General features: G+C 41.4%; 14 protein-coding genes and 1 pseudogene. 11 read left to right on the forward strand and 4 right to left on the reverse strand.

Annotated features, from left to right (window positions below):
- The first annotated feature begins 146 nt into the window (after window positions 1-146).
- The 6 genes and pseudogenes from ABMY41_RS06170 (at window position 147) to ABMY41_RS06195 (ending at window position 4,850) form a co-directional block, all read left to right on the forward strand.
- Entirely contained in the window at window positions 147-677 is a 531-nt protein-coding gene (locus tag ABMY41_RS06170) for an NAD(P)H-dependent oxidoreductase (protein ID WP_349274331.1), read from the forward strand.
- Between the two features lie 9 nt (window positions 678-686).
- Window positions 687-1,235, forward strand: coding sequence for a redoxin domain-containing protein (locus ABMY41_RS06175; protein WP_349274332.1), 549 nt, complete (start codon window positions 687-689; stop codon window positions 1,233-1,235).
- 9 nt (window positions 1,236-1,244) lie between these two features.
- On the forward strand, window positions 1,245-1,610 hold the full coding sequence (locus tag ABMY41_RS06180; RefSeq protein ID WP_058584543.1) for a hypothetical protein: 366 nt from the start codon (window positions 1,245-1,247) through the stop codon (window positions 1,608-1,610).
- Window positions 1,611-1,622: 12 nt separating this feature from the next.
- Window positions 1,623-2,825 (forward strand): low temperature requirement protein A, encoded by a 1,203-nt coding sequence (locus ABMY41_RS06185; RefSeq protein ID WP_194441249.1) that lies wholly within the window; start codon window positions 1,623-1,625, stop codon window positions 2,823-2,825.
- A gap of 273 nt (window positions 2,826-3,098) precedes the next feature.
- Window positions 3,099-3,905 (forward strand): annotated as a pseudogene (dkgB, locus tag ABMY41_RS06190) (2,5-didehydrogluconate reductase DkgB); the annotation flags it as partial.
- A 60-nt stretch (window positions 3,906-3,965) separates the two neighbouring features.
- On the forward strand, window positions 3,966-4,850 hold the full coding sequence (locus ABMY41_RS06195) for an alcohol dehydrogenase catalytic domain-containing protein (RefSeq protein WP_349274376.1): 885 nt from the start codon (window positions 3,966-3,968) through the stop codon (window positions 4,848-4,850).
- A 38-nt stretch (window positions 4,851-4,888) separates the two neighbouring features.
- Here the strand turns inward: ABMY41_RS06195 and ABMY41_RS06200 are convergent, their stop codons facing one another.
- Window positions 4,889-5,743, reverse strand: a complete 855-nt coding sequence (locus ABMY41_RS06200) for a DUF417 family protein (RefSeq protein WP_289097283.1) — start codon at window positions 5,741-5,743, stop codon at window positions 4,889-4,891.
- Window positions 5,744-5,977: 234 nt separating this feature from the next.
- On the opposite strand from ABMY41_RS06200, the gene ABMY41_RS06205 reads away from it, so the two are divergent.
- From ABMY41_RS06205 to ABMY41_RS06220, 4 genes are all read left to right on the forward strand, one after another.
- Window positions 5,978-6,460 carry a LysE family transporter gene (locus ABMY41_RS06205; RefSeq protein ID WP_349274377.1) on the forward strand — a complete coding sequence of 161 codons (483 nt, stop codon included), beginning with the start codon at window positions 5,978-5,980 and terminating at the stop codon, window positions 6,458-6,460.
- Between the two features lie 59 nt (window positions 6,461-6,519).
- Window positions 6,520-7,230, forward strand: a complete 711-nt coding sequence (locus tag ABMY41_RS06210; RefSeq protein ID WP_306464835.1) for an AraC family transcriptional regulator — start codon at window positions 6,520-6,522, stop codon at window positions 7,228-7,230.
- Between the two features lie 98 nt (window positions 7,231-7,328).
- Window positions 7,329-8,249 (forward strand): EamA family transporter, encoded by a 921-nt coding sequence (locus ABMY41_RS06215; RefSeq protein ID WP_349274333.1) that lies wholly within the window; start codon window positions 7,329-7,331, stop codon window positions 8,247-8,249.
- A 1-nt stretch (window position 8,250) separates the two neighbouring features.
- On the forward strand, window positions 8,251-8,664 hold the full coding sequence (locus ABMY41_RS06220; RefSeq protein WP_062565849.1) for an Rrf2 family transcriptional regulator: 414 nt from the start codon (window positions 8,251-8,253) through the stop codon (window positions 8,662-8,664).
- Window positions 8,665-8,666: 2 nt separating this feature from the next.
- Here ABMY41_RS06220 and ABMY41_RS06225 read toward each other — a convergent pair whose 3' ends face one another.
- The 3 genes from ABMY41_RS06225 to ABMY41_RS06235 form a co-directional block, all read right to left on the reverse strand.
- Window positions 8,667-11,975, reverse strand: a complete 3,309-nt coding sequence (locus ABMY41_RS06225) for an EAL domain-containing protein (RefSeq protein ID WP_349274334.1) — start codon at window positions 11,973-11,975, stop codon at window positions 8,667-8,669.
- Window positions 11,976-12,101: 126 nt separating this feature from the next.
- Window positions 12,102-13,487 carry a tRNA 5-hydroxyuridine modification protein YegQ gene (gene yegQ, locus ABMY41_RS06230; RefSeq protein WP_349274335.1) on the reverse strand — a complete coding sequence of 462 codons (1,386 nt, stop codon included), beginning with the start codon at window positions 13,485-13,487 and terminating at the stop codon, window positions 12,102-12,104.
- 318 nt (window positions 13,488-13,805) lie between these two features.
- A complete protein-coding gene (locus ABMY41_RS06235; RefSeq protein WP_349274336.1) occupies window positions 13,806-14,396 on the reverse strand; it encodes a hypothetical protein in 591 nt (196 codons plus the stop codon).
- A 241-nt stretch (window positions 14,397-14,637) separates the two neighbouring features.
- Here ABMY41_RS06235 and ndk point away from each other — a divergent pair, with 241 nt between their 5' ends.
- A complete protein-coding gene (gene ndk, locus ABMY41_RS06240) occupies window positions 14,638-15,069 on the forward strand; it encodes a nucleoside-diphosphate kinase (protein WP_036972405.1) in 432 nt (143 codons plus the stop codon).
- Window positions 15,070-15,120: the final 51 nt, after the last annotated feature.

The following is a 15,120-nucleotide window of genomic DNA, read 5'->3' on the forward strand; positions in this document are numbered from 1 at the left end:
ACAGTTGATGGGGGCTAAGCTAAATGCGCGTGATTACAATCGCCAACTGGTTGAAGCGATGATCAAAGTGAAGGCGCTAAATAAGATCAACACCCTTGGTCTGCCTAAATATCAGTAAGTTAAGTGAGTTTATTAGAGAGTTGCATTTGATCAACAAGGCCGCTTTAATCGAAAAAGCCGACGCTTTTTTTCAAGCAAAAGGCTATCAAACTCGTGTGGTTAATACACAAGACGAATTTGATGTAGAAACTGAACTTGAGAACCATCAATGGGCAGATATCGTCTTTTTGCAATCACCTATTAACTGGATGGGCATGACTTGGTCATTCAAAAAATACATGGATGAAGTGTACACAGCAGGCATGGGTGGAGCGCTTTGCCATGGTGATGGTCGTCATCAAGACAATCCAAAAGCCAATTACGGTAAAGGCGGCACCTTGACTAACACTCAATACATGATGTCGCTGACTTTAAATGCACCTGCAGAATCATTTGCAGATGCCACTGACTTTTTTGAAGGTAAAAGTGTTGATGACCTTGTTTTCCCAATGCATATGAACTTTAAGTTTTTCGGTATGCAAGGGTTACCTACTTTCGCCTGTTTTGACGTGATGAAAAATGCAGACATCGACAGCGACTTTGCGCGCTTTGAAAAACACTTAAACGAGAACTTTTAAGGAACACTCATGAGTAACGAATCTGTTTATAGCAATAAACTTCATCCGGGCAGTGCTTTTCCTAGTATTAGTGCTGCACTTTTGAGTGGTGAAGAGGCTGTTCTTGGTCAACCTCAACACGGTGCAAGCTGGCAGCTTGTTGTTGTTTATCGTGGTAAGCATTGCCCTTTATGTACTCGCTATTTAAACAGCCTCGAGCAGTACAAAGCTGCGCTATTAGAAACGGGTGTTGATGTAATTGCTGTTTCAGGCGATAGCAAAGAGCAGTTAGAAGCACATTTAGAGCAGTTATCTGTGTCATTTCCACTTGCTTACGGTTTGACTACAGAGCAAATGCAAGCATTAGGTACTTACATATCTGATCCCCGTTCACCGCAAGAAACAGATCACCCTTTCGCAGAGCCTGCTCTGTTTGTGGTTAACGAGCAAGGTAATGTACATGTGGTTGATTATTCTAATAACCCATTTGTAAGACCTGATTTAGCAACCTTGGTAAGTGGGCTTAGCTGGATACGCGATCCAAAAAATAACTACCCAATTCGCGGTATGCATAAGTAGAGAGTAGCCATGAGCAAATTTACAACTTTGCTGATTGGCTTGGTGAGTATAATGATGTGCTCACCACATGCCTTTTCAGCACAACTCCCCCATGCACATATTGCTTCACCTAATCACTATGAAGTATTGCTAGATAACAGTGAAGTACTTGTTTTGCGTATGACTTTAGCACCAGGTGAGCAAGATAATTGGCACACGCATAATGCCGAAACTGTCTACTTTGAGACAGGTGGTAAGGCAACCATCAGTACAAAAGAGTCACAAACAACACTTGAGATCCCCAATGGCTATGTGATGTGGCATGACGCATGGACTCACCAAGTCAAAAATGAAGGTGAAACCACCATCACTGCAATTATTGTTGAGAGCAAATAGGTAGGAGCAATTATGGCATTAGAAAACCACCCAATGTGGCGCTTACCTAAGCATCACCTAGATTTAAAAAGTTCACATGACCATGTTCATTGGGTTGAATTATTTTATGACCTTATCCATGTGGTAATCATTTTTTTGCTAGGTAATTTTTTAAGCGACCACTTACATTTAAGTGGTTTTCTTACTTTTGCAGGTTTGTTCATCACCGTATGGTTCGCGTGGGCTGACTCCAGCGTTTTTAACTCACTCTATGTCAGTACCGATGTAAAACATCGGCTGATCATGGCCTGCCAAATTGTCACCGCCATGGTTATGGCAGCCTCTATTCCTCATGTACTTGACAAAGGCTGGACATATTTTGCATTGGCCTATGCCGCAAACCGACTTATTACAGCGTATTTATTTCATCGCACCAATCAACTGGGGGTCGAATCAACTAAATTAGCACGCAGTGTGAGCCGTAACTACTTTGCTCTTGCCATTATCTTTGCTACCACAGCTTTTATGCCTGCACCCTATCGTTATTGGGTATTTGGCACTGCGATTGCCGCTATTCAAGTTTTGTATATGGCTCCAAAAATTGGTGTACTTGAAAATAAACGTTTTTTACCACGCCTTGGGCATATGTCTGAGCGCTTTGCCCTTTTACTGCTCATTGTCGTAGGCGAAGGTTTCTTTAAATTGGTGATTACTTTATCAGAAAAAGGAATTTATAAAGTCGACCCCTCTGTACTGGCTAACTTTATGTTTGGCGGTATTGCAGTATTTGTGCAATGCTGGATTTACTTTGACTTTGTTGGCAATGGTAAACCTAAGAATCAGCATAAATGGACACTCGTAAGTTGGTGGTTAGCACACCTATTTTTAATGTTATGTGCCGTTATGGTTGGCGTTGCGCTCGCCGGCGAAGTGAAAGCTGGGTTTTGGCAACCTTACCCACTTAAATATGGTGTCATTGGCTGTGTAGGGTTAGCAGGCTACTTATTGAGTTTATTGTGGATCCAGTTAATGATCGAACACCGTGTAGCCCATCGTTTTGCAACAGCTAAAGTAAGAATGTTTGGCGTTATACTCGCTTTAGTTACCATTCCCATTTTACCCCATGTGCCTTCGCTCATTGGCAACTTACTTTGGGGCACAGCACTGATTTCACAAATTGCCTACCCAGTCACTCGCGCATACTTCACCCTTTCAAAAGAAGAAGCTAATTCATAACGATTAAAACACCTTTGCAAAAACGACAAAGGTGTTTTGTTATCCCTGCTGTTTTTCGCAAAGACTTTCCTAGCAATAATATCGCTATTCAATCGCCCCTCTTTAGGGGTTGAAACAGGCGTCAACGGACTCATCTCAGAACTAAAGGCAATGAGAAATGCCGGTGTGAATCACATTGGCCTGCACTTTAGGCGTAACGAATTACCCATAGAATGGGCATTAAAGCACATCGGCGAACATGTTTTGCCCAAGTTCCATAATTAAGGAGTTATGATGTCACAATCAATTATGCCAAAACTGGGTTTTGGTACATTTAGATTACAAGACGAAGTTGCATATCAAAGTGTGCTAACAGCTATTGAAGAGGGCTTTAGACACATCGACACCGCGCAAATTTACGGTAATGAAGAAGCTGTTGGCCGAGCGATTAAAGACAGTGGTGTTGCACGTGGTGAGTTATTTATTACCACCAAAGTATGGAATGATAAGTTAAATAAAACAGACTTTATTAACAGCGTCAAAGAAAGCCTGACTAAACTACAACTAGATTACGTCGATTTACTGCTTATTCATTGGCCAAGCCCTGCCAATGGCGAAAGCATGGATGAGTATTTAGCCGAGTTACAAACTGCTAAAGAGCTTGGTTTGACTAAAGAAATTGGTGTTTCAAACTTTACCATTGCGCAAATGGAAGAAACCTTGCGTATTTTGCCAAAAGGCGCGTTATTTACCAATCAAGTTGAAGTTCATCCCTACCTAACCAATCAAAAGGTACGTGATTTTTGTGCGCAAAACGACATTCTCGTTACTGGCTATATGCCATTTGCGGTAGGTAAAGTACTTAACGATCCAACCATCAAAGCGATTGCAGACAAACACCAAGTGAGCACCGCTGAAGTGGTCATTGCTTGGGAATTAGCGCATGACATGGTGACGATACCGTCATCGACCAAACGCGAAAATATGGCTACCAACTTAAAAGCCCTTTCGCTTAGCTTAAGCCAAGACGAGATTAATCAAATTGATGCCCTTAGCTGCAATGACAGGCAAGCAAACCCGGATTTTGCCCCTGACTGGGATCATGATGAAGTAAAAACAACTCATGCTTGGCAATTTCAAGGTGCTGATAAAGCGCTCACTTTGGGATTAAAAGCTGTACCAGCACTTAAAGCAGGGCAAATTTTAGTTCGTAACCTTGCGATTGGTATCAATCCAGTTGATTGGAAGTTTATTCAAGCTGATCCTATTAATTGGCCAGATACACACACACCTGGCGTAGACGGTGCTGGGGTTGTTGAGCAGGTAGGCGATGGCGTAGATACCAAACTAATTGGTAAAACAGTCGCTTATCATCATAGCTTAAGTGAAAACGGCAGCTTTGCTAAGCACTCGGTTCTTTATGCTGAACGTGTTATGCAGTTACCAAAAGAGTTAGCTGCTAATGTTGCTGCGGCATTGCCTTGCCCACTGCTTACTGCGTGGCAAGCCTTTAGCAAAATACCACTACGCAAAGGCGAAAAAGTATTAGTTACCGGCATGGGAGCTGTTAATAAACTGCTGACGCAAATGCTGAACCACAGTGGCTTTGAAGTTCATGCATTATCAAAAAGCTTAACGGCAGAGCAAGCAGAAAAGCTTGCCGTTAAGTTAGTATTACGTGACGCGCCTTCTGAGGGTGGCTACTTTGCACTCTTTGATGCTAATGGCCCTGAAGAAGCTAAAAAGTTAGTGCCACTCCTACAAGCAAATGGTCATGTGATCAGTATTTTAGGGCGTATTGAAACCCCAGTCGATGAGCCATTCACACGCACTATTTCTTATCATGAAATTGCCCTTGGTGCATTACACGATTATGGTGATACACAGCAATGGCAACGTCTTGTAAGTGATGGCGAAAAGCTCCTTAATGACATTGCTTCGGGTACTTTAAATGTTGAAGAACCTACAGACTTTGAATTTAACAATCTCAACGATGCGCTTGAGTTTTCTAAAGTTCAAAAGCAAAAAGCCGTTGTAGTTGTTTAGTGATCATTTAAAAGGCCTCTTCTGAGGCCTTTTTTATTTTATGCAACTGTTTCGTTGGCTGTATTATTGAATACAGCTAGATGATAAATAATCACTAAGTTTGCAATAAACCACAGATCTTTAATCACAAATTGACCAAGTCCTGCTAAAACCGTCGAACTGCTAAGCGCATTCGGTGCGGTAATTAAAAATGTTTGCGTCATGATAAAAACAGCGCAACAGGCAAGCCCTGCCAATACTATTAACTTATTGTTTTTAATCAACAAGCCAACACAAAGCAACAGCACACTGACAATATCAAATACACCAATTACATTCGATGCACCCTGCACACTAAAAACCTGATATAACCACGACATAAACGGCGATGTTTCGACAAGTGTTACAATCCCCTTCGCTTCAAAAGCAAAAAACTTCATGGCGCCAATCCAAACCAGCACTAATGCCACCGATGCATAATTTAAAGCAATATGCGCTTTATCACTCAAAGCATCTTTGTAAAACACAAATAAAAACAGTGGAATAACAGCAAAATACTTAATGATCCCCTGCCCCGACCCAATTACAGGAAAGCCCCCTTCACTTGCAAGCCAACGATTAGCGCCAAACAGCGTAATCAAACAGAGCATTGATATAGCAATTGCAGTGATGGTCGGAAGCGCTCTATTAATAAACCCCAAATGTGAATGAAGGCTGGTAACGCCAACAAAGCAAAATGCAAAGCCTGCGATCATACTCATGATGTGAGCTGGCACCTGAGCGTCTAATTTATAAAATGAAAAGATACTGCCAATGGTATTGGGGTTTGCTCCCAAGATAAAAGACAAACCCAATAACGAAAAACTGATGGTGATAAGTGCAACCACTAAATTATTTGATGTACGTAAATTCATTTAATCCCCCTCTCTACTGCTTGTTTAAAAGACCTCAGTTAGGGATAAAAACATTCACGCTGAATTAAAAAATAAGAAAAGTCTGAGTATTAGTTTATCTAGGTAACTGAAAAAAACTGAAAACATCGCAGCTATTTGCCGTTATTCGCTGTTAATTAGGAAAAAATAAATCTCTCCCATTCAATATCAGCAATTTTGTTCAAGTTTTTAGGTTGCCTGCTTCGTTATATTGGCGTGGGTAGCGCGATGTTTATCTTATTTGTGCTGCTTGGCTACCTTAGCTTACAAGTGATCAACCGGCAGTTTTTGCCTTATGTGAGCTTAATTGGTTGCGGCTATATTTTGTATATTGCTTGGAAGGTCGCAAAAGCAAAAGTACACGTAAATGATGCATCAGCTGATGCATCATTAAGCTTTTTCGATGGCCTGTTTATGCAGCTATTAAATCCAAAAGCCTTGGTGGCCACTTTGCCAATTGCTACGATTCAGTTCCCAAGCGCAGATATTACCGGCGCTGCAATCGTATTTTGGTCACTTATTTTAGCCATTCTTGCCTTTGGTGCTCCTACAAGTTACTCGTTAGCGGGCTTGGTGCTTGGCAAACAAGTATCACGGACGGGTGTTTTTAATGTGTTTAATAAATTGATGGCTGTTTTGTTGGTTTATGTCGCGCTAATGATTGCCTACGAGCATGTGCTAACCCCGTTAATGGCCTAAAATTGATCATCCCTCGCAAACAGGCATAATAGCGTTATTCAGCAAACGGTTATCACAAAATGATGCAAGGCAATCTATCTATCCGCTCATACAGTACTAAGCCTGTTAGTCATAGCCATGACTATCATCAACTAGTACTGCCCTTAAAAGGTGTGATTGCTATTAGTGTGGGTGATTTTCAAGGTAAAGTTGCCCCCGGTGAATGCGTGGTTGTCAAAGCCTCGCAATCACACCTGTTTACCGCAATGCCAGAAGCCCGATTTGTGGTGGCCGATATGCCAAAGCTACCAGATAACCTGGCCACTGCTGAGCGCTGCGTGTTTGCTATTAATCTATCACTTTGGGCATTTTTGCAGTTTGTGGCAAAGCAACTTGAGCAAGCGGTTAATCGTGAATTAGAACTTGCCATGTTTAACACCTTCAATTTGCTGTTAGCTGAGCAAATTATGCAGCCTAAGGTCGACAGCCGTATTAGCGAGGCCCTGCTTTATATTGACAGTCACTTAGGTACTCCTCTTCAAATCAAACACCTTGCCAGCATTGCCTGTTTAAGCCCAACGCAATTTAAGCTGCTGTTTAAGCAACAAACAGGATTGACTGTCATGAACTATGTAACCAAACAGCGAATGGAAAAAGCCCAAGCCTTGCTAAGTCATACCGACTACCCGTTGCAGCGCATTAGTGAGTTAGTTGGTTACAATGAGCTTTCATCTTTTAGCCGCAGTTTTTCAAAGTACTTTGGCTTATCACCGAGTAAATTCAAAAAGTAACTTTAGTTTTTAACGCCAACAAAACCGTCCTTTTTGTCAAAAACTGCACATCAATTTTGATTATGCTTTTGATATCTTAAATTTAAAGCGAATCATCAATGAACCACACCATCGCGACCATTGCCGTTTTAGTTGCCAGTGTGTTTTGGGGCACAACAGGCACAGCCGCAAGCTTTGCACCAGACATTAGCCCTTTTGCAATAGGTGCGTTTGCGATGGGGTTTGGCGGGGTATTACTTTGCCTAACCTCACTAACTCAGCTAATAAACAATGCAAGTACACTGCGTAAGCACTACCCCCTAACCCTACTTGGCTCAGCCTGTGTGGCTATTTATCCGCTGGCATTTTATACCTCGATGAATAGCGCTGGTGTGGCAATAGGCACCGTTGTTTCGATTGCCAGCGCCCCTTTATTTACCGTCTTATTGGAATACTTAATTGAGAAAAAGCCCATTGCAACTCGCTGGCTAGTCAGCTTTTGCTTTGGTGCTATTGGCATTGGCTTAATTGCGTTAGGTAAAGAACATAATCTTGCTGCTAAGGGGTTGTTTAGCCAAAACATCGGCATTTTACTTGGCTTAATTGCAGGGCTTACCTATGCGGGCTATTCATGGGTTGCCAAACGTTTAATTAGCAACGGCGTTCATTCAAGAGCGACTATGGCAAGCCTATTTGGCGGCGCTGCATGTGTACTCTTGCCTTCGTTATTGTTCACTGGAGATGCGCTTTTTGCCACAGTTACCAATACCAGCGTGGCGCTTTACATGGCCATAGTGCCGATGTTTTTAGGTTATTGGCTATTTAGTATTGGCTTAAAAACCATAGCGGCTAGCCAAGCCGTGCTCATTACTTTACTTGAGCCTATTATCGCCACCGTACTGGCTATAGTGGTTTTAAATGAGCAATTTCAGCAAATTGGCTGGTTTGGCATTGGCTTAGTAAGCATTAGCTTGGTAATTCAAACGGTTAATATTAAGCAGTTCGTGATACACTGCAAAAAACGCATATTGACGATTTGAGATGAGAAAAGACAGCCGACTATCACGGGTTTTACATGTGCTGATCCATTTAAACAGTTACAGCCACCCTGTTACATCAGACACATTAGCAAACATGTTAATGACCAACCCTGTGGTCGTGCGCCGTACAATGGCGTTACTGCGCCAAGCAGGTTATGTATCGGCAATCAAAGGTCACAATGGCGGCTGGCTACTGGCCACTCCCTTAACTGACATCACCTTATTTGATATTCACCAAGCGCTTGGCGAAAAGAACCTGTTTGTCATTGGTCTAACCGATGAGCACAGCAACTGCCCTATCGAGCATGCAGTGAACAGCGCCCTGCAAAATGCGATGGATGACGCAGAAGCACTGTTATTAAAACGTTTTGCTGAAGTGTCGCTTGCAGAGCTTGCCAGTCAATTTAAAAAGTAGGCTTACCTTGAAAAACTTGGTGACTCCACAAACTCATACAACACTGTAATTGGCAGGGGCTTACTGAAGTAATAGCCTTGTACTTGAGAACACTCAAGCTCTTTAAGTATGTTCAGCTGCTGCTCGCTTTCAACGCCTTCAGCAATTGACTCCATATTTAACGCGCTGGCTAAATCAATCATAGCTTTAACAATTGCTTTGTCAGCATCGCTGGGGTTTTCTAAATCATCAATAAATGATTTGTCGATTTTGAGCTTATCGAGAGCAAAATCTTTTAAGTAATTCATTGATGAGTAGCCTGTGCCAAAGTCATCAATCGACATTTTAAACCCTGCTTCACGCAGTTTTGTAATCGTACTTAAAGCAAACTGAGGATTACCAATGGCAATGGTTTCCGTTAATTCAAGCTCAATACATTCAGGCTCAATAGAATAAGTTTGCAACACCGAAATTAAATCACCAAGCAGCTGCTTTTTAACAAACTTCGTTGCCGATAGATTTATTGCAAAGGTCATTGCTGGCATGTTGTCATCTTGCCACTGGCGAATTGTTTTAACGGTATTTTCGAATACCCAGTCATCAATTTCGCTAATGCGGCCACTGCTTTCAGCAATGGGAATAAACTCAGCAGGTGATACATTGCCTAATGTTTCGCTGTGCCAGCGTATTAATACTTCAACAGCCACCACAGCGCCTGATGCAATATCTATTTGTGGTTGAAAAACTAAATAAAGCTCATTATTTTCAAGGGCATAATTAAGGGCATTGATGATTTGTAATTGCCTAAGCCCAGATTTATTCATTTCTTCGGCGTAGAATAACGCATTGTTTCTACCCTGCCTTTTAACCTCAAACATCGCTGACTCGGCCATCTGCAATAGCGGCTCAAATTCTTTGCCATCCATCGGAAACAGGGAAACCCCGACCGATGCTGTAACAACAATGAGTTCATCATTAATCGTCAGTGGCTCACTGATCACTTTTAATAAATCGTGGCTGCTCTTATTTATAGCGCCGGTGGAGGTATAAGACGTAATAAATGCAAAGCGGTCGCCTTGCAGCCGTGCAACCATAATATCCTCACCCATAAAGTTACAAATTCGCGCACTCAAGCTTTGTAACACTAGGTTGCAACTTGCCATACCCAATGCTTTATTGAGAATTTTAAAGTTGTCTAAACCAATTAAAATAAAGGCTGCTTTTGCATCAGCTTGAAGCTTAATGGTTTGTTCAAATTCCATCTGCAACTTGTCTTGGTTTGCAAGCCCCGTTAGCTGATCAAAATAAGAAAGTTGATGTATAAGGGTTTCACTTTCGACTTCTTTGGTCACATCATGCTGAAACGAAATGTAGTTACTCACCTTCCCTTGCTGATCCTTCAATGGGTAAATGGTTGTTTGCTCAACAATCACTTTACCGTGCTTGGTCATGTTAACCAAAGCACCCACCCAGGCTTTTCGATTTTTTAAGTGCTCCCACATTGTTTGATAAACAGCTGGTTCAGTTTGACCGGCACTGATTTTATGCGGGCTTTGACCTATTAGTTCATCATACTCGTACTGACACATATCAAGATATGCGCGATTCATATACTCAATTTTTGCATCTGTATTGGTAAACATAATGGGGTGTGGATTTTGCTCAACCGCTTGAGACAATATGTGCATGCGTTTGTTTAGAGTAATTTTATGAAACCATTGCCACACTGACTCGGCCCAAACTGTTAGCATGTTTTTATCTTGCACAGTAAACACTTTAGTTTGATGCTGCAAAATAATGGCCATATGGCACTGACTATGGCGTATCACGGGCACCACTAACAATGAGTTAGATTCGCCAGGTAACCCGTATTCTTTCGCATGTTTACGATTAACGATTACAGCTTGCCCAGCCGCTATTTTGCCTTGCAACTTTTCAGTGCAGACGTCAAAAATACTACCTCTCTCGGCTCGATAATCAAGTTGCTTTTGTTCGTTACAAATAAACAAAGCTGCGCCATCGCAATTGGTAATTTCGAGGGCTTGGTTAACAGCAAAATTCAACAACACATCTTGATCGTCTTGAAACGAAATTTCGGTTAGCTGTAATAAACCCCGATTAAATTTACTTTGCTGAGCAAGTGCCGCCATACGCCCAACTTTATCTGACACATCGCGGGCGTTAACCAAATATGTTGGGCCATCATTATCGTGCTCGAACAAGGTAATCGAAAATTCAAAATGAATAATCCAGCCATTTACGCTAATGGGTAAGGTATTGACCAAACACACACCTGATTTTTTTGCCTCCATTAACGTACGCATAAAATCTTGCGCATCTGGTTTTGCAAACATACTACTAATATTTTGCCCAACCATCTCTTCAGTAAACACATGGCTATCGGAGTTATCACTGAAGACTTCGCGAAAAGTACCGTCTTTTTCTAGCTCAAAAACAGAGTCTGGCAGTGCGGTGAGCGTTGCTTTTAACTGATTAGAGGAGTTATCTAGTGCTGCATACGGTTTAGTGACGGTTTCAACAAAAAGGATTTTATACAGTAAAAAGTAGGTGAGCCCTTTATAAACATGCCCAAAAAAATTAAAGGTGTTAGTGGTATGCGACGCATCATTAAACACCACAAAACAGGCCTCACTTAAAATAGCTAATAGGCAAACTAATGTTTTACCGGCAATATTTAAATTTGTTCTGGGCTTACGAAGTTGTGTCGCAAACATCAAAACAGCGGCACCGTATAGCGCTAAAACAAGTAGATCAATTAAAAACTTTAAACGACTCCCCCCTACTCCTTCTATGTAGATTTCTGGCAGTGAACCTGGAAAATAAAAAAGAGAGCTTGCAATAAACAAACTAAAAAGCAGTAAAGAGGTAAGTAAGGCGCGCGCATTTAACGGTTTATATTTAACCCAAATCCCCGCTGCAATAATTAAAAAGGCAACCCCATTAAACAGCCGAGCAATTAGCCAAAAACTTAATACGAGATTCATATCAGCTTCGCCTTCATGCATGCTGTCATAAGCTAAAAAGTGCAATGAATCAAAAATGGCAACGCACAACATGGCACAAGAGAGCAGTAACAGTTTGTAGTTATTGGTGAAATGCCACGTGTTCCAACCAATTGCAAAAATTAAAAACGAGATCACAACTGAGAACAATTCGACGCTCGTATGCATTGCTACATAAAAAGGAATAGCAGCAATAAGGCCTAATCGCTCGAGTAGCAAAACAAAAGCCAGCAGCAATACCCCTACCGCAATATAAGGTACAGTGTGTAAAAGCTCTTTTTGATGTGATGGATGAACAACGTATTTCACTATAGTTTTTGACTATGTTTAATTAATACCCTTAGAAAAAAGGATAGTAAAAATAACTAGTAACGACAGCGAAATACCAAAAAAAGATGAGATCAATGCGCTAAGTATGACTTAGCGCACCTTCTATTAAGCTTTTTTGAATGGATTACGGGTATCTTGGTCGGCATCTAGATTACGCATCAAAATTGCGTGATCTAAATCGATATCTTCTGGCAGAGGAATTTTAACAATATGACCTGAGCCTTTCGCATCGCTAATGGCTTCGCCTTTTTTGTTTTCCATAAAATCCAACTTAAAATTGATGTTGCCTTTTGGTGTCATAAGCTCAAGTGAATGACCAGTACAGAACTTATTTTTCACATCAATTTCAACTAAGCCATTATCGTTGCGACCTAATACTTCACCCACAAACTGCTGTTTATCTGACACCGAATGACCATACTCATAGTTTTGATAGTCTTGATGTGCGTGGCGTTTTAAAAACCCTTCTGTATAACCACGATGCGCTAAGTTTTCGAGAGTTTTAAATAAGTTTGCGTCAAATGGACGACCAGCAACGGCATCATCAATGGCTTTACGGTACACTTGTGCAGTACGAGCAACATAGTAGAAAGACTTGGTACGGCCTTCAATTTTTAAACTATGCACGCCCATTTTCGTTAGTTGATCAACATATTGAACTGCACGTAAATCTTTTGAGTTCATTATGTAAGTGCCATGCTCGTCTTCAAAAGCAGGCATGTACTCACCTGGGCGCCCTTGCTCTTCAAGCATGAATACTTCGTTACTTGGTGCACCATCACCTAGGGTTGGGATCACCGCTTTAGGGTCAATTTTATGTACCATTTCGCCGGTTTCATTTTCGGTGCCTGGTTTCACATCGTAATTCCAACGACATGCATTAGTGCACGTACCTTGGTTTGGATCGCGTTTATTAATATAACCCGATAACAAGCAACGGCCAGAGTACGCCATGCAAAGTGCACCGTGAACAAACACTTCTAGTTCTGTATCTGGGCATAGCTCACGAATTTCAGCGATTTCTTCAAGCGATAATTCGCGCGATAAAATGACTCGTTCAATACCCTGCTGAGCCCAAAAGTTCACTGTGGCATAGTTCACCGCATTGGCCTGCACAGATAAGTGAATTGGCATATCTGGCCATTTTTCACGCACTAACATAATAAGCCCAGGATCTGACATGATCAGCGCATCTGGCTGCATCTCAATGACAGGCTCAATATCGCGTAAATACGATTTTACCTTGGCATTATGAGGAGCAATGTTCGACACCACATACAACTTTTTATTTTGCGCATGGGCTTCGTTGATACCAACTTGCAGATTATCTAGGTCAAACTCATTGTTACGTACACGAAGGCTATAACGAGGTTGGCCAGCGTAAACGGCATCTGCACCATAGGCAAAGGCATAACGCATATTCTTTAAACTACCCGCAGGTGATAACAACTCAGGCGTAAAAGGACGGGGGGTCAAAATAGGTGACGACATGAAAGCTCCACACATCGAACCGAGTACAAGTCGGTTGCATGAATTAATACAAGAATGAAGCGCGGCAGTATAATAACCTGCCCAGTAATTTTATTGATCTAGATCATGATTGGTGAAAACTCAGCAAACAAGCTGTGAGCCCATAAAAAGAAAAAGGTGACCAATCCTATGGCCACCTTTTAGATCAAACTCAATTAACTATCCAGGGTAATTGGTTTGGATTTGCTAATGCTAACAGCCCAGAAAGCTACAACATATATTCTATTAATAATTAAACAGTTATATTATATGCTAAATATGATTTTTTAATTACAAAGACTACAACAGCTGCACTTCTTCAGTTTCAAGCGCAAAGGTTTTGCCGTTTGCAAAACTAATATCGATATAAAAAATATGGCTACTTTCAACTTCAGGTGCTTGGTTAGGCTTTAGCTCAATAAATATAGGTGCAGTGGTTGGTAATACAGCTCTCAAATCTTCTACACTGGCATAGTTGCCATCACTGTAGTAATCAAAATCATTAACAAACATCTCTGTGATATCAAACACGCTATTTAAACTCGTACCCGCGGTGAATTCATTGTTGTAATCAGCGCTTGAGTAAATATTAATAGCTGTAATGGTGTTCGCGCTCCCTAGTACCACAGCTGGGATAGCACACTCTGCATACTCTTTATTAGGGTCGGGCTCATTTCCTTCACTATAAACGCCTTCGCCAATACCACCTAGTTTAATGGTATAGGTATCATAGGCGAGTGCTGTATTAGCTTCGCTTTGCTCTGGGGTGACAACATAATTATTAATATCGATTGCAATGGGGTAAGGAGAGCACTCAAGCTCATCGTTTGAGTCTGAATTACAGCCAGCTAAACAGCTTGCAAGTAAACTAGCCAGTAAAAGATTTTTCATTATTGTCCTTATTAGTTTTGTAATTTCCTGAGTTAATAATTGCCTATAAAACAGCCCACAACAAGTACTTAACTGCTAAAATTCGCTCACACTTTATACCCGTGTTGCTATACATGGTTAGGGTTCATGAAAATGCCATCAAATGACTATTTAATTAAATTAGGAATTTTCACGTAAAGCGCGTATAATTCGCGCCCGTTAATATTTAACCTTTTAAATTTAAAATTATTGGAGCATAAAGATGGCTTTAGAGCGTACTTTTTCAATCGTAAAACCTGATGCAGTTGCTAAAAACCACATCGGTGCTATCTACAACCGTTTCGAAACTGCTGGTCTTAAAATCGTTGCAGCTAAAATGGTTCACCTTTCAAAAGAAAAAGCTGAAGGTTTCTACGCTGAGCACAGCGAGCGTCCTTTCTTCGGTGCTTTAGTTGAGTTCATGACATCTGGTCCAGTAATGGTTACTGTTCTTGAAGGTGAGAACGCAGTACTTAAAAACCGTGAAATCATGGGTGCTACTAACCCTGCTGAAGCACTAGCTGGTACTTTACGTGCTGACTACGCAGACAGCATCGACGAAAATGCTGTTCACGGTTCTGACGCTGTTGAATCAGCTGCACGTGAAATCGCATACTTCTTCGCTGACGAAGAAATCTGCCCACGTACTCGTTAATTTCGAGTTCACAGCTAAGTCTGTGATGCAGAAGAAAAAGGGCTTTCGGGC

It is taken from the genome of Pseudoalteromonas sp. BZA4 (assembly GCF_040104395.1).
GTDB lineage: Bacteria > Pseudomonadota > Gammaproteobacteria > Enterobacterales > Alteromonadaceae > Pseudoalteromonas.

Bases quoted from the DNA above. Each gene is read 5' to 3' on its own strand.
- ABMY41_RS06235 (WP_349274336.1), bottom strand. From the start codon at position 14,396: ATGAAAAATCTTTTACTGGCTAGTTTACTTGCAAGCTGTTTAGCTGGC.
- ABMY41_RS06200 (WP_289097283.1), bottom strand. From the start codon at position 5,743: ATGAATTTACGTACATCAAATAATTTAGTGGTTGCACTTATCACCATC.
- ABMY41_RS06210 (WP_306464835.1), top strand. From the start codon at position 6,520: ATGATGCAAGGCAATCTATCTATCCGCTCATACAGTACTAAGCCTGTT.
- ABMY41_RS06185 (WP_194441249.1), top strand. From the start codon at position 1,623: ATGGCATTAGAAAACCACCCAATGTGGCGCTTACCTAAGCATCACCTA.
- ABMY41_RS06180 (WP_058584543.1), top strand. From the start codon at position 1,245: ATGAGCAAATTTACAACTTTGCTGATTGGCTTGGTGAGTATAATGATG.
- ndk (WP_036972405.1), top strand. From the start codon at position 14,638: ATGGCTTTAGAGCGTACTTTTTCAATCGTAAAACCTGATGCAGTTGCT.
- yegQ (WP_349274335.1), bottom strand. From the start codon at position 13,487: ATGTCGTCACCTATTTTGACCCCCCGTCCTTTTACGCCTGAGTTGTTA.
- ABMY41_RS06220 (WP_062565849.1), top strand. From the start codon at position 8,251: ATGAGAAAAGACAGCCGACTATCACGGGTTTTACATGTGCTGATCCAT.
- ABMY41_RS06215 (WP_349274333.1), top strand. From the start codon at position 7,329: ATGAACCACACCATCGCGACCATTGCCGTTTTAGTTGCCAGTGTGTTT.
- ABMY41_RS06175 (WP_349274332.1), top strand. From the start codon at position 687: ATGAGTAACGAATCTGTTTATAGCAATAAACTTCATCCGGGCAGTGCT.